Below are 23765 nucleotides of genomic sequence, written 5' to 3'. Positions count from 1 at the left end.
TCACGAAGGGCACAAACCTTTGGTTAAACAAAAAATAAGGCCACTAAGCTTTCCTGCGGAAAGGCAGGGCAAAGATATTATTCATTCAGCAAAATTGCCGCTTCTTTGGCAAAATAGGTGCTGATAATATCGGCACCGGCGCGTTTTATACAGTGCAGCTGCTCCAGCATTATCTTGTCATGGTCCAGCCATCCGCGTTCGGCAGCGGCCTTTACCATGGCATACTCACCCGATACCTGGTATACCGATACTGGTACGTTTACGGCGTTTTTCACTTCGCGTACAATGTCCAGGTAGGCAATGCCCGGTTTTACCATAACTATATCGGCGCCTTCCTCCACATCGTGCAGGGCTTCGCGTATGGCTTCTACACGGTTGGCATAGTCCATCTGGTAGGTCTTTTTGTCCTTAGGGGCAGCCTGTACTGAACTTGCCGAAGTGCCGCCTTCCTTTGGCGCACTATCCAGCGCATCTCGGAACGGCCCGTAGAATGACGACGCGTATTTAGCAGCATAGCTCATGATACCCACATTGTGGAAACCGGCGCTGTCCAGCCCTTCACGAAGTCGGATAACACGGCCGTCCATCATATCGCTGGGCGCTACAAAGTCGGCTCCTGCTTCCGCATGCGAAACCGCCATTTTTACAAGGGCAGCCACCGTTTCGTCATTTGCTACGTCGCCGTTTTTTATAATTCCGTCGTGACCGTAAATAGAGTAGGGATCCAGCGCCACATCGGGCATTACAATCATTCCCGGCACGGCATCTTTAATGGCTTTTATGGTACGCTGCATCAGCCCGTCAGGGTTCCATGATTCTACCCCGGCATTGTCTTTAAGGCTGTCGTCTACCTTTACGTAAATGTTCACAGCCTTAATGCCAAGGCTCCACAGTTCTTTAACTTCCTGTACGGTAAGGTCTACAGAACGACGGAATATACCCGGCATGCTCGGGATTTCTACTTTTATATTCGTCCCCTCGGCAATAAACATCGGGAACATAAAATCGTTTGGTGTCAGTATGGTTTCGCGTACCAATGAACGAATGGAATCGTTGGTGCGGAGCCTTCTATTACGGTGTATTGGGAACATAATTCTTTGTTTTTTAAAAGCGCCAGCGGCGCGGCATATTTATAGAAAAAAATAGACGGTCAGGGACAGAGCTCCATAGGAGCGGCATATCATTATATCCAGTCTTTCGGATTGGCAAGTACCTGTAATAATTTATCTTCTTCACTACCCACTTCCGGCTGATGGTCATACACCCATTGCACATGCGGGGGCAGGCTCATAAGAATGCTTTCTATACGGCCATTGGTTTTCAGGCCGAACAGCGTACCCTTGTCATGTACCAGGTTAAACTCTACATAGCGGCCACGGCGTATTTCCTGCCAGGTACGGTTTTCTTCGGTATACGGAATGTCTTTCCTGCGTGCTACGATTGGCACATACGCTTCCAGAAAACTGTTGCCTACTTCGGTTACAAAATTGTACCACTGCTCCATGCCAAAATCATCAGTTGCCTTGCAATGGTCAAAGAAAAGGCCACCTATACCACGGGCTTCGTTGCGGTGTGCATTCCAAAAGTACTCATCGCACTGCTTTTTAAAGCGCGGGTAGAAAGTTGCGTCGTGCTTATCGCAAGCCGTTTTACAGGTCTGGTGAAAGTGTGTGGCATCTTCATCAAAAAGATAATACGGTGTTAAGTCCTGCCCGCCGCCAAACCAACTGTCTACCACATTACCCGCCTTATCGTACATTTCAAAATAACGCCAGTTGGCATGTACGGTGGGCACAAACGGGTTTTTCGGGTGGATAACCAGGCTAAGGCCACAGGCGAAGAAATCTACATCGCCCACGTTAAAATACGCCTGCATGGCTTTGGGCAACGGCCCGTGTACGGCAGAGATGTTCACACCGCCTTTTTCAAATACATTGCCGCCCTCTATCACACGGGTACGGCCACCACCGCCTTCGGAGCGCTGCCAAATATCCTCACGGAATGTAGCTTTGCCGTCCACCGCTTCAAGCCCGGCGGTTATGGTGTCTTGTAACTGCTGTATGTATGCGTAAAATTTATCTTTCATTCTTTTTGTATTCAGACCTAAGCAAACCGTAGTATACCACATCTTCCAGCACGCCGTGCATGTTCTTAAATTCCTGCCTTAGTATGCCTTCCTGCGAAAAACCGTTTTTCAGGGCAACTTTCCTGCTGCCGTGGTTTTCGGGGTGGGCGCAAATGTATACCTTGTTAAACCCAAGCGTAGTAAAACAAAAATCGGAAACCTCTGAAACTACATCGGTAATAATGCCCCGGCCCTGGTACTCGGCATCTATAAAGTAGGCCAGTTCCGCCTTCATAATGTTCAGTATGATGTTCTTTACGCATACATAGCCTATCAGGTTGTTGCTGGCAGCATCGCGCAGGTAGAAATAGTAGTTTTCTCCGCGTTCTTCGTTGTTAGTGGCCTTTATAAGGAAAGCCGTGGTTTTCTCCAGCGAGTCGCACAGCGATACAGTTACGGGAAATGTGGGGTTAATATAGGCCCTGTTCTTTTCTATAAGCGAAAAGAACTCCGCAGGTTTTACGTTGCTTATCCTGTCGGTATACCAGGTTTTCATTTTTAGTGTGTGTGTTTAGCCCCCAACCCCCAAAGGGGGCTAAGCTTCACTCTCATGCATAAATCAGAGTGAAGCTGCTCCCTCTTTTTTGGAGAGGGCTGGGGAGAGGCTTATTTCTTATATTCCTTAACTGCGTCTACAAACGCTTTAGCATGGTCTACCGGAATGTTCGGCAGTATACCATGGCCTAAATTTACAATATAATTGTCTTTGCCAAACTCGTCTATCATCTGGTTTACCATTTTCTTAATAGTAGGGATAGGCGATAGTAACCTGCTTGGGTCAAAATTACCCTGCAGGGTAATGCGGCCACCGCTAAGGTAACGGGCATTTCGGGCGCTGCACGTCCAGTCTACACCAAGTGCCGAAGCTTTGCTCTGTGCCATATCGTTAAGCGCAAACCAACAGCCTTTGCCAAACACAATAACATGTGTCTCCGGTGCTAAAGCCTCTACAATCTGGTTGATGTACTTCCATGAAAACTCCTGGTAGTCAACCGGGCTCAGCATGCCGCCCCAACTGTCGAACACCTGTACGGCGTTTACACCTGCCTTTACTTTTTCTTTAAGGTAGGCTATAGTGGTATCGGTTATTTTTTGAAGCAATACATGCGCGGCCTCAGGTTGCGAGAAGCAGAAACCTTTGGCGGTATCAAAGCTTTTAGAGCCTTTACCTTCCACAGCATAGCAGAATATAGTCCACGGGCTACCGGCGAAGCCTATAAGAGGTACCTCGTCATTCAGCATTTCCTTGGTAAGCTTTATGGCATCCATTACATAACCCAACGTTTCATGGATGTCCGGAACGATTACCTTCTCTACATCCTGAGCTGAACGGATAGGGTTTGGCAAAAACGGCCCAACACTTTCTTTCATAAGCACCTCTATACCCATAGCCTGCGGTACCACAAGGATGTCGCTGAACAGTATGGCTGCATCCGGCTTTACTATGCGAATGGGCTGCACAGTGATTTCAGCGGCAAGCTCAGGCGTCTGGCAACGGGTAAAGAAATCGTATTTGTCGCGCAGCGCACGGAACTCCGGCAGGTAACGCCCTGCCTGGCGCATCATCCATACGGGTGGGCGTTCTACGGTTTCGTTTCGTAATGCTTTTAAGAAAAGGTCGTTTTTTATGCTCATTTGTTTGTTTTTATGTTTTGCCAACCTGCAAGGTTTCCGAAACCTTGTAGGTTTAACATTTTGTCTTTATTTCTGCTTATAAAAACCTTGCAGGAGCCACTCTTTCCTGTGTTCCTCGCAATGACGGGTGTGAGTGAAGCTGTTCCCCTTTCCGTGGGAGAGGGGTTAGGGGTGAGGCCTGTAATAATTCCTCACCTGCACTATTACATTTTCAATGCTCGGCTTGTGTGCCACAACCACTTTATCGGTTATATCGTTTAATGCATTTGCGGTGGTTTGCCCGATGCAAAAGCAGGCTTCACCTGTTATATTATTCTCTTTCAGGTAACTCTCCACTGCCGATGGGCTGAAGAACAGTATACCGTCGAGTTTTGTTTCAATTTTATGCGGGGTAAGCACTGTGTTGTACACTTCGGTTTCGGTAAATGCTACCCCGGCTGTGGCCAATGCATTTGGGAGCGATTCCCTGCGCAGGTTCCCGCTGAAGAACATAAAACGCTCCTGAGCGTACTGATCTACAATCAGCTGCGCAAGCGTTTCGGCATCGGTTGCAGTTTCTGCAACCGTAAAGCCGTGGCGTTCTATCAGGCTTTTTGTTTTTTCGCCTACGCAAAATACCCTGCTGCTGGTAAATATACCGCTGGCTATATGCCTTAAAAATCCCAGAAAGCTGTTTTGGCTCGTAAAGATGAGGTTGTCTGCCGTATCTTTTATTTCAAAAGGCTTGTATTGTACCCCTATAAAATCTGCCTCAATAACCGAAAGCCCTGCATTAAGCAGGTACAGCTTTTGGTTTGGTTGCAGCTTTTTGGTAGAAAGTACACGGTAAGCCATTATTTTTTCAGTTGGGTACGTATCTGTTCCATCAGTTCGGCACCGCCATTTTGCAATATTTCATCGGCGCAGGCATTGCCCAGGTTGGGATAATCCCCATTAGCAGGAATCACCTTTTCTATGTGCAGCCTTTGCTTGCCATCTATGCTCAGTAATACACCCTCAAAACGGATTTCATCGTCTATGTAGGTTGCCAAAGCTCCTATAGGTGCAGTACAGCCGCCTTCCAGCTTGCGAAGAAACTGACGTTCTATGTGCGTAGCCACTTCGGTAGGGGTGTGGTTCAGGTGGGCAAGGGCTTCAAGGCAATACGCATCGTTTTCCATAGCCACAACTACCATGGCCCCCTGTGCCGGTGCCGGAATCATCCAGTCGAGTGTTATGTGGCTTTCGGGTAGCACGTTAATGCGTTCCAGTCCTGCCTTGGCAAACACGGCGCCTTCCCACGTGCTTTCTTCCAGCTTTTTAAGGCGGGTGTTTACGTTGCCACGCAGGTCGGTAATCGTGTGGTTCGGGTAACGGTGCAGCCATTGTGCCTGTCTGCGAAGGCTTCCGGTGGCTATGGTAGCCGCATCCTGAAAGAAACCGTCGTTTCCTTTGTGTACCAGTATGTCATGGGTGTCGGCGCGTTCCAGCACTGCTGCCTGAACGATGCCTTTCGGCAGGGCGGTAGGTACATCCTTCATGCTGTGCACGGCTATGTCCACTTCGCCTTTAATCATGGCTACGTCCAGCGTTTTGGTAAAAATACCGGTAATACCCAGTTCGTACAGCGGTACATCGAGTATCAGGTCGCCGGTGCTCTTTACGGCCACAATTTCGGTGGCGTAGCCTAATGACTCAAGCTTCCGTTGTACAGTATGGGCTTGCCACAATGCGAGTTCGCTGTCGCGGGTGCCAATCCTTATTGTTTTTTGTTCCAAGTTTAAAGTTTCAAGTTACTGACTCGACTGAAAGTTCTTTACAGTTTAAGAAGCTTGCTCTTTGGTTTCCAGTTTAAACACCTTTTCTATCCACTCTATGCTTTCGTCTACCGAAGTAGTGTGGTCTTTAAGGTGGTTTGCAAAATGCGTTGTAATTTTCTGGATGATGCGCTGGCTGATAATCTCTGCCTGCTCTTCGTCAAAATTACGTATTTTTTTGCGCTGGAAATCCAGTTCGCTGTCTTTTATGGAGTTAAGCTTGTCCTTAAGTGCGTTTATGGTCGGGGCAAACTTACGGGCGTTTGTCCAGTCGATAAACTCGTCCATTACTTCGGTGATAATGGCCTCAGCAGCAGGGATGTGCTTTTTGCGGTTTTCCAGCGTGCTGTCGGTAATTTTGCTCAGGTCATCCAGGTGTACTACGGTAACACCCGACAACTGGCGCACGTTTTCGTGTACGTTCATCGGTACCGAAAGGTCCAGTATCAGCAATGGCTTTTTAAGGTCCAGTATATCTTTGTCTATAGTAGGTTTTTGTGCGCCGGTGGCAACCACAAGCACGTCGGCTTTTTCTATTTCCAGCGGAAGCAGGTCGTAGTCCTTTACCTCCAGGTTAAACTTCCCGGCTATTTTTTCCGCCTTTTCGCGAGTACGGTTTATCAGTACTATGTGGTTGTTTTTGGTATGCTTTACCAGGTTTTCGCAAGTGTTGCGGCCTATTTTACCCGTGCCGAAAAGCAGTATGTTCTTGTTTTGGATATCCTCTACATTCGCCATCATGTACTGCACCGATGCAAAAGATACCGATGTGGCACCGCTGCTCAGCTCGGTTTCGTTTTTGATGCGCTTGCTGGCCTGTATTACGCTGTTTACAAGGCGCTCTGTAAAGGCATTGGCAAGCCCGGCTTCCTTGCTTTCGTTAAAGCTGGCTTTTATCTGTCCGATGATTTCAAAGTCACCCAGTATCTGGCTGTCAAGCCCGGTACCCACGCGGAATACGTGTTCCATGGCTTCGTTTCCTTTAAACACAAAAGCGGCGCGCTGAAATTCTTCAACCGAACCATTACTGTTATCGCAAAGCAGTTTTATAAGCTGGAAAGGGTGCTGGGCAAATCCGTAGATCTCAGTGCGGTTGCAGGTGCTTACCACAATAAGGCTCTCTATGCCCTCGGCAGCGGCCTGCTCTAATACGGCAGCACGCCCGGTGGCATCAAGGCTGAATTTTCCCCTTACTTCGGCATCAGCTTTCCTGAAACTCAGTCCCACTGCATAAAAGTACTGATGCCTGTGCATGTTATTATTGTCCATATACACTTTTACCTAAAAAGTTTAACAAAAGTATAACAAGCCTGTTTTAAAAAATAACGCTCTACGTCCTTTTTGTATCGCTGTGGGATATTTTGGCCCTGCAGCGTTATTTTTTGCAGAAATCCTCTAACTTTGCACTAATATCAATGCTTTGTAAAAACACAGTTTAGAAACATTCTAAATAAAAATAAGCTCGTTTGTGTTTTTGGCTGATGAAAAAATATCGCTATGGGTTCGCATGAGGAGATAATGATTGAAGACGGTTTTTATGTGCTGAAGTTTGAAAACAACAGCGACGAAACCTCACATTTTACAAGGGAAGCAGGCACCGAATTGATACAATTCCACTTCGGGATAAAGGGGCGGGGCAAGTTTATTTTTAATGAGGGCCGCTACGCGCTGGACCTGCGTGAGGAGGTTTCGCTGTTCCTGTACAACCCGCAGATAAGCCTGCCCATGCAGCTGGAAGTGGCGCCACACAGTTGGGTAATATCAGTGCTGATTTCCATAAAAAAATTTCACGGTTTTTTCTCTGAGCAGGCCGGCCATATACCGTTCCTCAGTCCTGAAAATATCGACCGTAAATATTATAAAGACGATACCATAAACCCGTCTATGGCCATAGTGCTGAGCCAGATGTTCCACTTTAACATGCACCCTTCTATAAAGAAGCTGTATTTTAAAGGCAAGGTGTACGAACTGCTGAGCCTGTACTTTAACCGTGCCGAAGACCCGAATGCCGAGCAATGCCCGTTCCTGATAGACGAAGACAACGTACTTAAAATACGCCGTGCAAAGGATATTGTTATTGCCAATATGGCCGAACCACCCGGGCTGGAAGAACTGAGTGAACAGGTGGGCATCAGCCTGAAGAAGCTGAAAATGGGCTTCAGGCAGATTTATGGCGACAGTGTGTACGGCTTTTTGTTTGATTATAAGATGGACTATGCGCGTAAGTTGCTGGACAGCGGCTCGTATAACGTAAATGAAGTGGGCCTGAAGATAGGTTACAGCACGGCCAGCCATTTTATTTCGGCATTTAAAAAGAAATTTGGCACCACACCTAAGAAGTATTTGATGAGTATAACGGAGAAGGTGTAAAGCCCCACCCTAACCCTCCCCAAAGGGGAGGGAATCCGAACCCGTTCACCCAGCGTCCTGTCATTGCGAGCGAAGTGCAACGGAGCGTGGCAATCTCATCCTTGCGAAGTATCATTATAAGATTGGTTCGTTCCTCTCACACGAGGGCTTGCCCGAACTGACGAAGTAATGACGGCGCGTGAAGAAAGGAACGGTTGAATGAACAAAAGTTAAATAAAAAACAGATACCGCCCGTTATGCGATATTTGCAGTACAAGCGGAAATACTATAAAACAGACAAATGAAAGGCGTATTACTTGTAAACCTTGGCTCGCCTGAGAGCCCTACACCTAAAGATGTAAAACCGTACCTGGATGAGTTCCTTATGGATAAGTACGTTATAGACGTGCCATACTTGCTGAGGGCACTGCTGGTACGCGGTATTATACTGCGCAAAAGGCCTGAGGAATCGGCGCATGCGTATGCCAAGATATGGTGGCCTGAGGGTTCCCCACTTATCGTACTTTCTAAACAGGTGCATGAACTGGTAAAACAGCAAACCGATGTACCCGTGGCACTGGCCATGCGCTATGGCAAGCCGTCTATAGAAAGCGGGTTGCAGGAACTTGCTGCTAAAGGGGTAGATGATGTACTGTTGTTTCCGCTGTACCCGCAGTATGCCATGGCAAGTACCAAAACCATAGAGGTGCTGGCAGAGGAGATAAGGGCGAAGAAATTCCCGAATATGAAAGTAACCAATGTACCGGCGTTTTACAATAATGAGGATTACATTGATGCATTGGCAAACTCCATAAAAAAAGGGTTGGAAGGCTTTGAGTACGACCAGCTGGTATTCAGTTACCACGGCATACCCGAAAGGCACGTGCGCAAGACTGATGCTACCGGTTCGCACAAAAAGTTTGTTACGGGCCAAATGTGCTGTACACCCGGTACACCGGCGGCAGAATTCTGTTACCGTACCCATTGCTACGAAACTACAAGGTTGGTGGTAGAAAAACTCGGCATACCTGAAGATAAGTATGTGCAAACGTTCCAGAGCCGCCTGGCAGGCGATAAGTGGCTGGAGCCGTATACCGATGTAGAAATAAACAACATGCCTGCAAAAGGCATTAAAAATATAGCTGTAGTAACGCCTGCCTTTGTGGCCGACTGCCTGGAAACCCTGGAGGAAATAGGCATGCGTGCCGATGAGGACTTTAAGGAAAACGGTGGCGAAAACTTTAAAGCCATACCGTGCCTTAACGACGACCCGCAATGGATAGCTGCACTGGGTAAATGGATAAACAACTGGGCACAGACCGGTAAAGTACTAAACTAATGGAACCCACCAGCCGTGACCTGGCCACACAAAGCATCCGTTCGCTGCTCATAAAGCAAAGCATACCGTCATCTGTAGGTATCTTGTTTATGAGCCTTAACGTGGTGATAGATACCATTTTTGTGGGGCAGTGGATAGGGCCGCTGGCTATAGCCGCGCTAAGCGTGGTGATGCCCATTACGTTTTTTATATCGTCTATGGGTATGGCGGTGGGCATAGGGGGCAGCTCGGTACTGTCGCGCGCACTGGGTGAGGGCAATACCGAGAAGGCAAATGCTACCTTTGGACACCAGTTGGTTATGACACTGCTGGTATCGGTGGTTTTTGTGGCTGCCGGGCTTTTTTATGGCGATGATATTTTGGTGGCTTTTGGTGCCAGGGGCAAAATTTTCAAACCGGCACAGGAATTCTTTTTCCCGATACTGCTGGCGGTGCCGTTCCAGGCATTCAGCATGATGGGGAGCAACGTTATCCGTGCCGAAGACAAATCGAAACACGCCATGCGGGGCATGATCATTGCCTCTGCGGCCAACCTGATACTGGATGTTATCCTGATAAAGTTCTTTAACCTTGGGGTGTTTGGTGCGGCGGTAGCTACCGGTACTTCATTTGTACTGGGCAGCCTGTACACACTGTGGTTCTTTATCTTCCGCAGCGAACTGAAACCCGGCATGAAAAGCTTCCGTTGGGACATTCCCCTTACCAAAGAAATACTCAGCCTTAGTTTTGTCACCTTTGCCCGCCAGGGTGTTATAAGCCTGCTGAACCTGGTGCTGAACCAAACCCTGTATACCCACGGTGGCGAACACGCCATTACCGTATACGGCATTGTAAGCCGCATGCTTATGTTTGCCCTGTTCCCGGTATTAGGTATTACGCAGGGATTTTTGCCCATAGCAGGGTATAATTATGGGGCAGGAAACCGCGGCCGCGTGCGCGAAAGCATACTCACTTCCATAAAATACGCCGGGGGATTTGCCATTATCATCTTTGTAATCATACTGGTTTTGGCCAAACCCATTGTAGGCGCTTTCACTACTGATGAAGCTGTACTGCGCGATACGCCGGGTGCACTGCGCTGGGTATTTGCCGCTTCGCCCATTATAGCGGTACAGCTTGTGGGTGCAGCGTATTTCCAGGCGGCGGGGAAAGCGACCAAGGCACTGCTGCTTACGCTAACCAAGCAAGGGTTTTTCTTAATACCTTTGGTACTTGTGTTGCCAAAATGCCTGGGGCTTTTCGGGGTGTGGATTGCCTTCCCTATAGCCGATGTGCTGTCAACGATTGTAACGGGTATTTTCCTGAAGAAGGAGATGGCAACAGAGTTGAAATAAACAGAAGAATACGAAATAATTGTAAATCAAATATACCATGGCGGCTAAAGATAGTATTATCCGGCTTTCAGAATCTCAAATCTTCATGCTCAATATGAGTGAAGATGATATTCAGAATAACAGGGTATTATCTCAGGACGATTTGGATAAGATTGATTTAGAATGGCTAAGGCTTACGCAAAAATAGATGGACTACAACTACATAAAATCACTGCACCTTATCTTTGTTATTACCTGGTTTGCCGGGTTGTTTTACATTGTACGGCTGTTTGTATACCACATAGAGGCCAACAGCAAGCCTTCACCGGAAAAAGAAATCCTTATTAAGCAATATAAGCTGATGAGCTACAGGCTGTGGTATATCATTACGTGGCCGTCGGCAGTGCTGGCCAGTATTTTCGCGTACTGGATGCTGTTTTTTACCCCTACGGGCAATGCCTGGCTTACCCAGCCGTGGATGCATGTAAAGCTTACATTCGTATTCCTGCTGTACCTATACCACCTGAAATGCCACCAGATATTTAAACAATTACAGCGCGATGAGGTAAAACATACCACCGGTTTTATGCGTTTGTGGAACGAAGGTGCCACACTGATTTTGTTTGCCGTGGTTTTTTTGGTAATTTTAAAAAATGCCATCAACTGGATATACGGCGTGGTGGGCATCATGGCGTTTAGTATACTGCTGATGCTGGGGTACAAATTTTATAAAAGAATAAGGGAGAAAAACAACTCCTGATTTTTGTAATACTGAATTACCTGGAAAGACCTTGTGGCCTTAGCACGGAAAGTACATCTCCCGATGAAAATACAAAGCAAAAGAACAAATCCCCTTACCTCAAGTATAGCAGCCCGTAACCCCAATTTACCCTACCTTTGCATACTAAAACAGTACGACTATGAAAGTTGAGATATGGAGTGATATTATGTGCCCGTTTTGCTACATTGGCAAGCGCCGTTTTGAGGAAGCACTGGGGCAGTTTGGCAACAGCCAGAATATAGAGATAGAGTGGAAAAGCTACCTGCTTTCGCCGGACATGAAAACCGACCCATCTAAAAACATCCACCAGTTTTTGGCAGAGCACAAGGGTATTTCGCTTGAGGAAGCCAAGGGCATGAACAACTACGTTACAGAAATGGCTGCAAGTGCCGGCCTTACATATGATTTTGACAAAGCCATACCGGCCAACAGCTTTAATGCACACCGCTTTTTGCACTTTGCCAAGCAATACGGCAAACAAAACGAAGCCGAAGAGCTATTATTCAAAGGTTATTTCACTGAAGGTAAAAACATAGATGCAGCCGAAACGCTGATAGCCATAGCGCAGGAACTCGGCCTTGATGTGGCTGCACTTACGCAGGCTATGGGCAGCGATGCGTACGTTAACGATGTGGTGGCCGACATACAGGAAGCCCAGCACATAGGCGTGCGTGGCGTACCGTTCTTTGTGTTCGACCGTAAGTATGCGGTATCGGGTGCGCAAACGGCAGATGTGTTTATGCAAACGCTGCAACAGTCGTATGACGAATGGCAGCAGGCACACCCGCAACTCACTGTTATAGAAGGCGACAGTTGCGCTGTAGACGGGGAGTGTAATTAAACATAAAAGCTAACGGCAGGAGAAATCTCATTTCTGAGTTTCTCCTGCCGTCATTATTTAAACCTTAAAGAGCAGTATTATTTCCCCGGGAAATTCGCTTTTCTTTTCTCTACAAAGGCTGTTGTGCCCTCTTTAAAGTCCTCAGTGCCGAATGCCTCGCCAAAAGCCCTTATTTCGCTTATAAAGCCGTTTACACCGGCTTCGTAGCCCGCATTTACAGCTTTAATCGCCTTACTTATTGCCACGGGTGAGTTCTTCATTATTTTAGCGGCAATGCCTTTGGTAAATTCCAGCAGTTCGGCCTGCGGCACTACGTGGTTTACTAGCCCCCATGCTTTGGCATCATCGGCAGTAACCATACCTGCGGTCATTATCATTTCCATTGCCCTGCCCTTGCCTATAAGCTGCGGCAGGCGTTGCGTACCACCGTAACCCGGTATTACACCCAATGATACTTCAGGAAGTCCCATTTTGGCATTATCACTCGCTGTACGGAAATGGCATGCCATAGCCAGCTCTAACCCGCCACCCAGTGCAAAGCCGTTTACGGCAGCTATTACCGGGGTACCCAGGTTCTGTACAAAGTCAAACAGCATGGCCTGCCCTTCGGCCGCCAGCCGTTCCCCCTCTTCCACACCGAAGTGTGCAAACTCAGCAATATCGGCACCGGCCACAAAAGCCTTTTCACCGCTGCCGGTTACTATTATCACCTTTACGGTTTCGTCGGCATCCAGGGCTTTAAACGCCTCGTGGAGTTCGCCTATGGTATCTTTATTCAGGGCATTCAGCTTGGCAGGCCTGTTTATGGTAACCAATGCGATGCCGTTATCGGTTTCGGTAAGTATGTTTTCAAAAGCCATGGTTATGTATTTTGGTTCTTATTGTTCTTTAGTAATGGGCAATGCTACTGTAAATATAGTGCCTTTTGTGGGAGTACTGTCAAAAGTTATGGTGCCGTGGTAACTTTCCACTATGTTTTTTATGATGCTGAGGCCAAGCCCCATACCGCTTGATTTGGTCGTAAACTTCGGCTCGAAGATGCGGCTGTGGTCTTCCGTGCTTATTCCCTTTCCGTTGTCGGCTACGGTAATTTTCACCTTATCACCTTCACGAAGCACCTGTATGGCCACGCGCGGGTTGGGCTTGTCCTCATCCAACGCCTGTATGGCATTCTTCACCAGGTTGGTAATAATGCGTATCAGCTGGGTGCGGTCCATGCGGGTGATGATGATGTTCTCATCGGCATGGAAGCTGATGTAACTTTCGTTGAATATGTCCAGTGCCAGCTTTACAATCTCCACCACATTCAGCGTCTCGTTCTGCTGTGCCGGTAACGAGGCAAAGTTGCTGAACGCCGATGCCACCGATGTCATCGTATCTATCTGCTGTATCAGCGTATTTACAAACTCGCCCAGTTTTTCACGTATGTTAGGGTCCGCCGGGTCAAATTTCCTCTGGAAACTCTGCACCGTAAGGCGCATGGGCGTAAGCGGGTTCTTTATTTCGTGGGCTACCTGCTTGGCCATTTCGCGCCAGGCTTCCTCACGTTCCTTTTGTGCCAAAAGCGCCGCACTGGCCTCCAGGTCGTCTACAAGGCTGTTGTAGGCATCTACCAGCAGGGTAATTTCCTGCGGGGTATTGTCCATATGTATCTTTTCGTTTACCTCATTCAGGCTGGCTTCCTTTATACGGTTACTCACGGCCTTAATGCTTTGTGCAATATAACTGCTGAGGAAATACGCTATAATCACCGAAATGATAAGCATAAACGAATATACCTGTATAAAACGGGCAATGAAGTTGTTTATCTCCTTTTCGTAATAGCCGTCGTCTTCCATATACGGCAGGTTAAGGATGCCCAACGGTTTGAACTTGGTATCTTTAATGTAGCTGTATGAGGAACGGAAATTTTTATTGTTTGGCGTAGTACCCGCTTCCACGTAACGTTTTTCGGGATTGGTGCGGATAGAGTCCAGTATTTTTACAGGCAAATCCTGGTTGATGGTATCTACCGAAAAGGCCGCTTTGCTCGATTTAAGCAACTGCCCGTTAAGGTCGTATATATTGATTTCGGTACCCTGTATGTTTGCCAATTCGTGGATGCGGTCACGAAAAATAAGCGGAAGGTTCTCTGTAGTAAGCGGATAGGTGGTATTGGCCAGTACGTAGCTGATGTGCTCCTTTATGGAGTTTTCCTTACGCTCCAGGCGGTCCTGGTGGTATTCTTTGGCCTCCCGGTTAAACTGGTAAATGGATACCAGCGCTATAAGGAATGATGCTATAAGGGTAATGAATATCATGGATATGAATATCCGCACCCGTAACGACCATTTTTTTATTTTAAATTTTTCTTTCATTTAAGCGTGTAGTAAAGCTACACCAAATTTTTCTTTTATCAGTAAAGGACCCTAAAATAGGTTACTGTATTAGTCAACTTTTTTGCAAAGATACTATACAAAAAATCCCGCCTTTCGGGCGGGATCTAATATCTATTATCTTACGTCTTTAAGTCCTGATTCCCCCTTTGGGGGTTAGGGGGCTTTAGTCGTTCAGCTTCAGTACAGCCATAAATGCTTCCTGAGGTATCTCTACGTTACCCACCTGGCGCATACGCTTTTTACCTTTCTTCTGTTTTTCAAGGAGTTTACGCTTACGTGAGATGTCACCACCGTAACACTTGGCCGTAACGTCTTTACGTAGTGCCTTAACCGTTTCGCGGCTGATAACCTTAACGCCAATCGCGGCCTGGATAGGAATATCAAACTGCTGGCGCGGGATAAGTTCCTTCAGCTTTTCGCACATCTTTTTACCGATGTTGTAGGCATTATCCTCGTGGATAAGTGCCGACAGCGCATCTACCGGCTGGCCGTTTAGCAGTACGTCAAGGCGTACCAGCTTAGACGTACGCATACCTATAGGCGAGTAGTCAAACGAGGCGTAACCTTTAGATACAGTCTTTAACCTGTCGTAAAAGTCGAATACAATCTCGGCAAGCGGCATGTCAAAGTTAAGCTCCACACGCTCTGTAGTCAGGTACGTTTGGTTGGTAATAATACCGCGCTTTTCTATACACAGGCTCATTACGTTACCCACAAAGTCGGCTTTGGTAATGATGGTCGCTTTAATATAAGGCTCCTCTACATGGCTCAGTTTAGACGGCTCAGGCAGGTCGCTCGGGTTGTTTACAATAAGGGCTTTTTCCGGCTCTTTTTTGGTGTAGGCGAAGTAACTAACGTTAGGTACGGTGGTAATCACCGTCATGTCAAACTCGCGCTCTAAACGCTCCTGGATGATTTCCATGTGCAGCATTCCTAAGAACCCGCATCGGAAACCGAAGCCCAGTGCCGCCGAACTCTCCGCAGCAAATACAAGCGAAGCATCGTTAAGCTGCAGCTTTTCCATAGAGTTGCGCAGCTCTTCGTAATCCTCAGTATCTACAGGGTAAATACCCGCGAATACCATCGGTTTTACGTTCTCAAAACCGGCAATCATATTTTGGGTAGGCACTTTGGCATCGGTAAGCGTATCGCCCACTTTTACCTCTTTTGCCTCTTTAATACCGCTTATAAGGTAACCAACGTCACCCGCGCTCACCACTTGTTTCGGAACCTGGTTCAGTTTCAGGGTACCAATTTCATCGGCAAAGTACTCGTTGCCCGTAGCCATGAATTTAATCTTCTGGCCTTTTTTAATTTCACCGTTTATCACACGGAAAATAACCTCAATACCACGGAACGGGTTATACACCGAGTCGAAAATCAGTGCCTGTAGCGGTTCGGCAGGATCGCCCTTAGGCGCAGGGATGCGCTCTATAATGGCTTCAAGTATCTTGTCTACACCAAGGCCTGTTTTACCCGAAGCCGGGATAATATCCTCCAGCTTACAGCCCAGCAGGTCTACAATATCGTCGCTTACCTCCTCAGGGTTGGCGCTTGGCAGGTCTATTTTGTTCAGTACCGGGATAATCTCCAGGTCGTTTTCCAGGGCCAGGTACAGGTTGCTTATGGTTTGCGCCTGTATGCTCTGTGCGGCATCTACAATAAGCAGTGCGCCTTCGCACGCCGCTATAGAGCGCGACACCTCGTAGCTAAAGTCTACGTGGCCCGGGGTATCTATAAGGTTCAGTATATATTGTTCGCCCTTGTAGGTGTATTCCATCTGTATGGCGTGGCTCTTTATGGTAATACCACGCTCACGCTCCAGGTCCATATTGTCCAGCAGCTGCGCCTGTTGTTCACGGGCTGTTACGGTTTGTGTAGCATCCAGCAGTCGGTCGGCCAGGGTACTTTTACCGTGGTCTATGTGGGCAATAATACAAAAGTTCCTAATGTGCTTCATCTTCGTCAGTTATCATAGTTGGTGCCTGGGCACAGCTTACCCATAAAGGTACGCGTTTTAATCGGCAAATATAGTTAAAGTTAGCGGGTTTCAAAACGCATTTTGTAAGTGGCATAAAAAACAAACGCCGGCCCCTCATGGCCGGCGTTTGTATAGGAGCTTAGCAGGTGCTGTAGCTCTTTTTATTTAATGAGTATGGTATCAGTATCGGGTCTTTCTTTTTACGTACTCTTTTTTGTATCCTGCTTTCAGCAACCTCTTTGGCAGTAAAGTAGTGGTTTAGCGCTTCGCCCATGTTTTGTTTGGCAACAGCGTTAAATGTAACAGCAGTTTTTGCTTCGGCAGCAACAGTGGTGTTACCGTTTTGGGCAAAAGCGCTTCCGGCAGTTAGCATGCAGGCTATAACACTTATTTTTACTACGATGTTTTTTAGAGGTTTCATTTGCTGTATTCTTTTGTTTTAACTTCTGAAGCAAAGGTACGGTGTAATCAAAATCTTAATAATGGGTTAACGTTAAACGGCGTTTTTCGTTCGACGAATGGTATTTTAGCATGGACAAAAAGTGCTTAACCTCTTTAAAAGCAACAATTGTTCGGTTTGAAGCATCGGTAAATGGCAATTTAGCAAGGATAAACTGATATTTAAAATTTAAATAATTATTCTTTCCGGTGAAAATTCTGCACAAAACCGCATCGGGCATAAAAAACTACGGCTGGGGCGGTTATCATATTAATTTGTACTTTTGCACAAAATGTAGATGATGGTAAAGATTGGAGACATAGAACTGCCTGAATTCCCGCTGCTTCTGGCCCCGATGGAGGATGTAAGCGACCCGCCGTTCCGCAGGTTGTGCAAAACCCATGGCGCCGACCTTATGTTCAGCGAATTCATTTCGAGCGAAGGCCTTATACGCGATGCTATAAAAAGCCGCCAGAAACTGGATATATTCGACTACGAACGCCCGGTGGGCATACAGATATTCGGTGGCGATGAAGAGGCCATGGCCATGAGTGCCCGCATTGTGGAAGCTGTAAACCCCGATATTGTAGATATTAACTTTGGCTGCCCCGTAAAAAAGGTGGTGTGCAAAGGCGCCGGTGCCGGTGTATTAAAGGACATTGACCTGATGGTGCGCCTTACCAAAGCAGTGGTAAACAGTACCAGCCTGCCCGTAACAGTAAAAACGCGTTTGGGTTGGGACGAAAATTCCATTAATATAGACGAGGTTGCCGAACGCCTTCAGGATGTGGGTATAAAAGCGCTGAGCATCCACGGGCGTACGCGCGCACAGATGTACAAGGGCGAAGCCGACTGGAGCCACATAGCCCGGGTGAAGAACAACCCGCGCATCCAGATACCTATTTTTGGCAATGGCGATATAGACAGCCCCGAAAAGGCTTTGGAATATAAAAACAAATATGGTGTAGACGGGCTTATGATAGGCCGTGCCGCCATAGGTTACCCATGGATTTTTAACGAAATAAAGCATTTCTTTAAAACGGGTGAACATCTGCCGGAGCCAACTATTGCCGATAGGGTAGAGGCTGCACGCAACCACCTTAAATGGTCTATAGAATGGAAAGGCGAACGTGCCGGTATAAACGAAACCCGCAGGCACTATACCAACTACTTTAAGGGCATACCTAACTTTAAGGAATACCGCCAGAAGCTGGTTACCAACGATGCCGCTGAAGATGTATACGCTGCATTTGAAGAAATACTACAGAAATTTGGCGAAGGCCAACCGGTATAAACAACAAAGCCCCTTTATTAAGGGGCTTTGTTGTTTTATGTAGGTATGATTTAGTTCCTGCCTCGTGATTTGGCCAGGAGTTTCAGTATTTCCAGGTACAGCCAAATTATAGTAATCATAAGGCCCAGGCTGCAATACCATTCCATATATTTTGGCAGGCCTTGTTCGGCACCTTCTTCTATAATGGCAAAATCAACAAGCAGGTGCATGCATGCCAGTACTATAAGGAACAGGCTGAAGCCGATACTGGCCAGCGAAGAACCCATATGGAAAGGCTGCACACCACTAAACATGCTGAATACCCAGGCGATGATGTAGTAGCTGATTACGGCCAGTGTAGCTGCAATAGTTATAGATTTAAAACGCTCTGTTACTTTAATAACCCTGAAACGGTAGAGTGCAAGGCATACACCAAAAGTAACCAGTGTACCCATTACCGCCTGCAAAACAATGCCCTGCATTTTAGGGCTTGATGCCTCTATAAGGATGGATACTGTGGTAACAAACACACCCTTAAATAAAGCATAGGCCGGTGCCAGGTAAACAGAAGATTTGGGTGAAAATGATGCTATAATCACCAGCACCAAAGCAACTAAAGTACATGCTATGGCCGGAGGTAATGGGTTAATGCCTGCTGCCATCATGTAAAACGGCACCATGGCACCTGCAAACAACAATGCAAACAGTATTAATGTTTTATTGATGGTCCCTTTAACCGTCATGGTTTCATTACGGTCTATTATGTATACCGGGTTGCCCTGGGCATCATAAACGTTTGTCTGTGCTTTTTCGAATGATTTTCTTAAAAATGGGTTGCCTGATTTCTGTTCCATTGGTTTAATAATTTACGATGTAAATATAGTTGTTTTGAACAAATCGGGATATTTCACGGCTTGGTTTTAAAACATAAAAAAAAGGGAAAACGATGTGTTTTCCCTTTTTTGCCCCCAAAAATACCGTAAAACTTAATTTTACTAATGCTATTTTACTGATACAAACATATGTTAGTTTTTCGGGTTGCCAAAATTTATTAGATGTATATTAAATAAATCCGATGAAATGCTTCATATTAACATAATGAAACCTTAATATCACCCTTTTATCTGTTTTAGCGAGGTTTTTATACCCTTTATCAACGACGAACTGAAGCCTTCGTGCTCCATTTCGTTAAGTCCCGCTATGGTACAGCCCTGCGGTGTGGTTACTTTATCAATGAGCTGTTCCGGGTGGGCACTTTCCTTCAGTAGCATTTCGGTAGCACCCAGGGCAGTCTGTGCCGATATGGCCAGTGCTGTTTTGGCATCAAAACCTATCTCTATACCCGCCTGCATGCTGGCGCGGATATAGCGCAGTGCAAAGGCAGTTCCGCAGGCGCCGAGTACGGTGGCGGCATCCATCAGTTTTTCGTCGATAATAACAGCCGTACCCACCTTATCAAACAAGTCGACAACCGGCTGGGCTTTGGCTACATCTTCCCCCTTAGCCGAAACACACGTAGCCGAAGCCCCATATTGTGCTGCTATGTTTGGCATGATGCGCACCACGGTATTGGTTCCGGCTATTTTGGCATGCAGCTGTTCCAGCGTTACACCGCTTGCCGCCGAGGCTATTATTTTTTCCGATACATGCGGCAGTATTTCATCCAGCACCGCATCGGCCTGCCACGGTTTTATGGCCAGCATTACAATGTCGGCAGCAGCTATACCTTCGGTGTTATCAGCTGAAGTGGTTATGCCGTATTGTTTCAGGTTGTCTATCAGCTTTATGTTGCGGCGGGTTACGGTAATGCTGTTGCCCGTAGTGTATTGCGCCAGCCCTATGGCAATGGCGGTACCCAGGTTGCCCCCTCCTATAATGTGGATGTTCATGATGTGCTATTGATTATTTGCAATGTCCTAAAGATAGGGATTTTTCCCGTAGAGACGCATTGCGTGCGTCTCGCGAATGAGTATGTGTGTGAGACGCACGCAGTGCGTCTGTACAAAGGAACGTGAAGAAAGCGGTGCAATCCGGTACGTCACTGCGAGCGGAGGTATGGAGCGTGGCAGTCTTAATCTATAAGTGTATTTTTCAAAATCAGTAATAGGTTTGACAGCCTTTCATCTTCTAAGGATTCAACTGTGAAATCGCTATGCAGAACCTCGCCGTTAATAAAAACCACCCTGAATTTATCATTTTCGGATATGATTCGTATACTTTTTTGATCCGGCCTTAACCCATGGTCAACCGAGCGAGATATTATTAAATGGTGTACCGATGTGCTAAGCCTGAAATATTTTTGTTGCCGTTCATTACGTTTGTCCCTGATAAATTGTAAAAGAGGCATAAGCCTGTCCCAGCCTTTATATTCGTAAATAAGCGTATTATAAAATTGCTCGGTATTATCCCAGGAGACTTCAAATCGTTTCAATATTTCAACTGTGGTTTCTGGTGTCATATGGTAGTGGTTGTTAATCTTAAAATAAGTATTCAGAGTAATTATAAACGCCAATTTTCGATTTGCATTCAGATTTAATTTCTAAAAAATCTTCATCCCAGTCACCCCCATATACAGGCCTTTTTAAAATAATGTAGTTGTAAAAGGCTACTAAAAAATTGTCGTAGCTTTTTAATGTTATGGTGTAATTGAAAGTAAAATGCGAAATTAAGTCATATGTTTTTGCTGCACTTATGCTGCCCTTTTCATACTGACTGATGATAATTAATAGCTTCTCATATGGATTTATTTTGATAATACCCAGCTTTTCAAAAAACAGCTTTTCAATTTCATAGAGTTGTGGCTTATGAGAAGAAGCAAGTTCGATTAAATGTCTGTCATCATAATTTTCCGGATTAGAAAATAGATGTTCAATTACTAAATCAGGAATTTCATCTGCCCGTATTAATTCAAGTTCGAGAGATATGTAAATGTCTTTTACCGTCTTGATTTCTAAACTCATTACTTGTCAGATAAGTATACTTGTAGGTAAATATAAAGAAAGTATACTGTTTCCAAGCAAAAAAAACGCCCCACAAAGTGAGGCGTTTCATATATCTAAAATAAAAATCTTATTTCATTTTAAGCAACCAGTTCCTTATCGAAACCTCGTCGTTTATAATACCGCGCAGTTCAGAGATTTTCACCCTGTCCTGAGCCATGGTATCGCGGTGGCGAATGGTTACGGTTTGGTCTTCCAGCGACTGGTGGTCTACCGTAATACAGAACGGCGTACCCAGCGCATCCTGGCGGCGGTAACGGCGGCCTACGGCATCCTTCTCATCATAAGCCACGTTGAAGTCCCACTTAAGGTCTTCAATGATTTCGCGGGCAAGATCAGGCAGGCCGTCTTTCTTAACCAGCGGAAGTACAGCAGCCTTGGTAGGGGCAAGCACCGCAGGCAGGCTCAGTACGGTACGTACAGAACCGTCTTCAAGGGTTTCCTCTTTAAGCGATGTGGCAAATACGGCAAGGAACATACGGTCCAGCCCCACAGAAGTTTCTACCACGTATGGCACGTAGTTTTCGTTCAGCTCAGGGTCAAAATACTGTAGCTTTTTACCGCTGTACTGTTCGTGCGCCTTGAGGTCGAAATCCGTACGGCTATGGATACCCTCAAGCTCCTTAAAGCCAAACGGGAAGTTAAATTCAATATCGGCAGCAGCGTTAGCATAGTGCGCCAGCTTTTCGTGGTCGTGGAAACGGTAGTTCTTTTCGCCAAGGCCCAGCGACAGGTGCCACTTCAGCCTGGTTTCTTTCCAGAACTCGTAGTATTTCATTTCCTCACCCGGACGCACAAAGAACTGCATCTCCATCTGTTCAAACTCCCTCATACGGAAGATGAACTGGCGGGCTACAATCTCATTACGGAACGCCTTACCGGTCTGTGCGATACCAAACGGCACTTTCATACGGCCGGTTTTCTGCACGTTAAGGAAGTTAACGAAGATACCCTGTGCCGTTTCCGGACGCAGGTACAAATCCATAGCGTTAGCCGCCTCAGCGCCCAGCTTGGTACCAAACATCAGGTTAAACTGGCGTACGTCCGTCCAGTTTTTAGAACCGGTATCCGGGTCGGCTATTTCCAGCTCTTCGATAAGGGCTTTAACGTCGGCCAGGTTTTCGGTTTCAAGAGAACGTGCCATGCGCTCCAGTATCTCGCGGTTTTTGGCAAGGTACTCTTTCACGCGGCCGTTAGTAGCCTTAAACTCCTCTTCGTTAAAGGCATCGCCATATTTGGCACGGGCCTTTTCTATTTCTTTTTGCGCTTTCTGGTATATTTTCTCGGCGTGGTCTTCTATAAGTACGTCGGCCCTGAAGCGTTTTTTACTGTCTTTGTTGTCTATAAGCGGGTCGTTAAAGGCATCAACGTGTCCCGATGCTTTCCATGTGGTAGGGTGCATAAAAATTGCGGCATCTATCCCCACAATGTTTTCGTGCATTTGCACCATGCTTTTCCACCAGTACTCGCGGATGTTTTTCTTTAGCTCGGCACCATTCTGGCCGTAGTCGTATACGGCGCTAAGGCCGTCGTATATTTCACTCGACTGGAATATGAATCCGTACTCCTTAGCGTGCGATATTACGTTCTTAAATAAATCGTCTTGTTTTGCCATGGTGCAAAAATAGGAAAAGGGATTATTTAATTGAAAGATTGAAGATTGAAAAGATTGAAAGATTTTATGTCTATTACTTAATCATCCTTATTATAGCCAGATCATCTGTAGGTTTTAAGCCGTACTCATGTTCCAGTGTTTTCAGTTTTAAATTGAGCATTTCTTCACTCTTTATACCTGATTTCTCCAGTATCAGGAACTCAGGTGTGTTTATAATGCTCTCATTTTGTGCTTTTTTTACCCGTTCAAAACTGAAAATTCCGTCTGTAGCAATGCTTATATCCTGGATATCATTAAAGGAAATTTTTTGGTTCTGATTATCATACCATATATCAAAATCCTCGGTCAGGTGAAACCCCAGATAATCAGGTTTGTTATCCTGGTCAAATTCGGTTATTTGTCCGTTGATGCTTACAAGTCCATCGCCAATTGTCAAAATAATTCCCTCATTGGCTTTAGTGTCTGCCAGAAGGATTATCAGTGTGGTAAGCAACTCGTTTCTTTCAAGCAGGAGTTGGTTTTTTACAATAATGAGCTCTTTAAACAATTCCCTTAATATTGATTTCAACGTAACATCAATATCAGAAGAAGCTCCGGTATTGTAAAGTTCTTCATATCCTTTTTCTATTGCTATTTTACGCAACAATTTACCCACTAACGCCGATACAAAATGACTGTCTATAGCTGTAGTACAGCCGTCCATTACAGCGCACAGTATTTTATCGTTGCTAATTTTCCCTGTAAATAAATAATCTTCGCAATGGTTAGTGTGGTAATCGCCTATTTGTAAGGCGGTGTAAATTTTCATGCTGTAATATTATGCTTCTTTTTTTAGATTTCAAATGAAATTGAAAAAAGAGACTGTCGAAATGTACTATATGTTTTTTGTTTGAATGCGCTA

24 protein-coding genes are annotated in these 23765 nt (G+C 46.1%); 7 read left to right on the top strand and 17 right to left on the bottom strand.

Annotated elements, in window-relative coordinates; genetic code table 11:
• Positions 1–77: 77 nt before the first annotated feature.
• The 7 genes from hemB to hemA form a co-directional block, all read right to left on the bottom strand.
• Complete coding sequence (hemB, locus tag ACZIX4_RS16290) at positions 78–1091, bottom strand: porphobilinogen synthase (protein ID WP_463336702.1); 1014 nt, start codon at positions 1089–1091, stop codon at positions 78–80.
• 92 nt (positions 1092–1183) lie between these two features.
• Complete coding sequence (hemF, locus tag ACZIX4_RS16285) at positions 1184–2086, bottom strand: oxygen-dependent coproporphyrinogen oxidase (protein ID WP_463336701.1); 903 nt, start codon at positions 2084–2086, stop codon at positions 1184–1186.
• Complete coding sequence (locus tag ACZIX4_RS16280) at positions 2076–2621, bottom strand: GNAT family N-acetyltransferase (protein ID WP_463336700.1); 546 nt, start codon at positions 2619–2621, stop codon at positions 2076–2078. Before ACZIX4_RS16280 ends, hemF begins: the two co-directional genes overlap by 11 nt.
• Positions 2622–2731: 110 nt before the next feature.
• Positions 2732–3760: a uroporphyrinogen decarboxylase gene (hemE, locus tag ACZIX4_RS16275; protein ID WP_463336699.1), complete on the bottom strand. Its 1029-nt coding sequence runs from the start codon at positions 3758–3760 to the stop codon at positions 2732–2734.
• Positions 3761–3925: 165 nt separating this feature from the next.
• Entirely contained in the window at positions 3926–4594 is a 669-nt protein-coding gene (locus ACZIX4_RS16270; RefSeq protein ID WP_463336698.1) for a uroporphyrinogen-III synthase, read from the bottom strand.
• On the bottom strand, positions 4594–5517 hold the full coding sequence (hemC, locus tag ACZIX4_RS16265; RefSeq protein ID WP_463336697.1) for a hydroxymethylbilane synthase: 924 nt from the start codon (positions 5515–5517) through the stop codon (positions 4594–4596). Before hemC ends, ACZIX4_RS16270 begins: the two co-directional genes overlap by 1 nt.
• Before the next feature lie 45 nt (positions 5518–5562).
• Positions 5563–6825 carry a glutamyl-tRNA reductase gene (hemA, locus tag ACZIX4_RS16260; protein ID WP_463336696.1) on the bottom strand — a complete coding sequence of 421 codons (1263 nt, stop codon included), beginning with the start codon at positions 6823–6825 and terminating at the stop codon, positions 5563–5565.
• Positions 6826–7053: 228 nt separating this feature from the next.
• On the opposite strand from hemA, the gene ACZIX4_RS16255 reads away from it, so the two are divergent.
• From ACZIX4_RS16255 to ACZIX4_RS16230, 6 genes are all read left to right on the top strand, one after another.
• Complete coding sequence (locus tag ACZIX4_RS16255) at positions 7054–7926, top strand: helix-turn-helix transcriptional regulator (protein ID WP_463336695.1); 873 nt, start codon at positions 7054–7056, stop codon at positions 7924–7926.
• Positions 7927–8206: 280 nt separating this feature from the next.
• On the top strand, positions 8207–9244 hold the full coding sequence (gene hemH / locus ACZIX4_RS16250) for a ferrochelatase (protein WP_463336694.1): 1038 nt from the start codon (positions 8207–8209) through the stop codon (positions 9242–9244).
• Positions 9244–10578: an MATE family efflux transporter gene (locus ACZIX4_RS16245; RefSeq protein WP_463336693.1), complete on the top strand. Its 1335-nt coding sequence runs from the start codon at positions 9244–9246 to the stop codon at positions 10576–10578. Before hemH ends, ACZIX4_RS16245 begins: the two co-directional genes overlap by 1 nt.
• A gap of 37 nt (positions 10579–10615) precedes the next feature.
• Entirely contained in the window at positions 10616–10765 is a 150-nt protein-coding gene (locus ACZIX4_RS16240; protein WP_463336692.1) for a hypothetical protein, read from the top strand.
• A complete protein-coding gene (locus ACZIX4_RS16235; RefSeq protein WP_463336691.1) occupies positions 10766–11317 on the top strand; it encodes a CopD family protein in 552 nt (183 codons plus the stop codon).
• Between the two features lie 160 nt (positions 11318–11477).
• Positions 11478–12179, top strand: coding sequence for a DsbA family oxidoreductase (locus ACZIX4_RS16230; RefSeq protein ID WP_463336690.1), 702 nt, complete (start codon positions 11478–11480; stop codon positions 12177–12179).
• A 77-nt stretch (positions 12180–12256) separates the two neighbouring features.
• Here the strand turns inward: ACZIX4_RS16230 and ACZIX4_RS16225 are convergent, their stop codons facing one another.
• From ACZIX4_RS16225 to ACZIX4_RS16210, 4 genes are all read right to left on the bottom strand, one after another.
• Positions 12257–13039, bottom strand: coding sequence for an enoyl-CoA hydratase/isomerase family protein (locus ACZIX4_RS16225; protein ID WP_463336689.1), 783 nt, complete (start codon positions 13037–13039; stop codon positions 12257–12259).
• A gap of 18 nt (positions 13040–13057) precedes the next feature.
• The gene (locus tag ACZIX4_RS16220) at positions 13058–14536 is read right to left on the bottom strand and encodes a sensor histidine kinase (RefSeq protein WP_463336688.1); all 1479 of its coding nucleotides are present in this window, start codon (positions 14534–14536) and stop codon (positions 13058–13060) included.
• Positions 14537–14720: 184 nt separating this feature from the next.
• Complete coding sequence (lepA, locus tag ACZIX4_RS16215; RefSeq protein ID WP_463336687.1) at positions 14721–16517, bottom strand: translation elongation factor 4; 1797 nt, start codon at positions 16515–16517, stop codon at positions 14721–14723.
• 160 nt (positions 16518–16677) lie between these two features.
• Positions 16678–16959, bottom strand: coding sequence for a hypothetical protein (locus ACZIX4_RS16210; protein ID WP_463336686.1), 282 nt, complete (start codon positions 16957–16959; stop codon positions 16678–16680).
• Between the two features lie 319 nt (positions 16960–17278).
• Between ACZIX4_RS16210 and dusB the strand changes: the two genes are divergently transcribed.
• On the top strand, positions 17279–18271 hold the full coding sequence (dusB, locus tag ACZIX4_RS16205) for a tRNA dihydrouridine synthase DusB (RefSeq protein WP_463336685.1): 993 nt from the start codon (positions 17279–17281) through the stop codon (positions 18269–18271).
• Positions 18272–18321: 50 nt separating this feature from the next.
• On the opposite strand, the gene ACZIX4_RS16200 is transcribed toward dusB, so the two are convergent.
• From ACZIX4_RS16200 to ACZIX4_RS16175, 6 genes are all read right to left on the bottom strand, one after another.
• Positions 18322–19104, bottom strand: coding sequence for a Bax inhibitor-1/YccA family protein (locus ACZIX4_RS16200; RefSeq protein ID WP_463336684.1), 783 nt, complete (start codon positions 19102–19104; stop codon positions 18322–18324).
• A 258-nt stretch (positions 19105–19362) separates the two neighbouring features.
• Positions 19363–20139, bottom strand: coding sequence for a pyrroline-5-carboxylate reductase (gene proC / locus ACZIX4_RS16195; RefSeq protein ID WP_463336683.1), 777 nt, complete (start codon positions 20137–20139; stop codon positions 19363–19365).
• A 182-nt stretch (positions 20140–20321) separates the two neighbouring features.
• Positions 20322–20708, bottom strand: coding sequence for a hypothetical protein (locus tag ACZIX4_RS16190; RefSeq protein ID WP_463336682.1), 387 nt, complete (start codon positions 20706–20708; stop codon positions 20322–20324).
• Between the two features lie 19 nt (positions 20709–20727).
• On the bottom strand, positions 20728–21210 hold the full coding sequence (locus ACZIX4_RS16185) for a hypothetical protein (protein WP_463336681.1): 483 nt from the start codon (positions 21208–21210) through the stop codon (positions 20728–20730).
• 109 nt (positions 21211–21319) lie between these two features.
• Entirely contained in the window at positions 21320–22864 is a 1545-nt protein-coding gene (locus tag ACZIX4_RS16180) for a glycine--tRNA ligase (RefSeq protein ID WP_463336680.1), read from the bottom strand.
• A gap of 73 nt (positions 22865–22937) precedes the next feature.
• The gene (locus ACZIX4_RS16175) at positions 22938–23672 is read right to left on the bottom strand and encodes a protein phosphatase 2C domain-containing protein (protein WP_463336679.1); all 735 of its coding nucleotides are present in this window, start codon (positions 23670–23672) and stop codon (positions 22938–22940) included.
• Positions 23673–23765: the final 93 nt, after the last annotated feature.

The organism is Flavobacterium niveum (assembly GCF_055231775.1).
The sequence above is the reverse complement of the archived record's forward strand: the minus strand, read 5'-3'. Positions and strand labels throughout refer to the sequence as shown.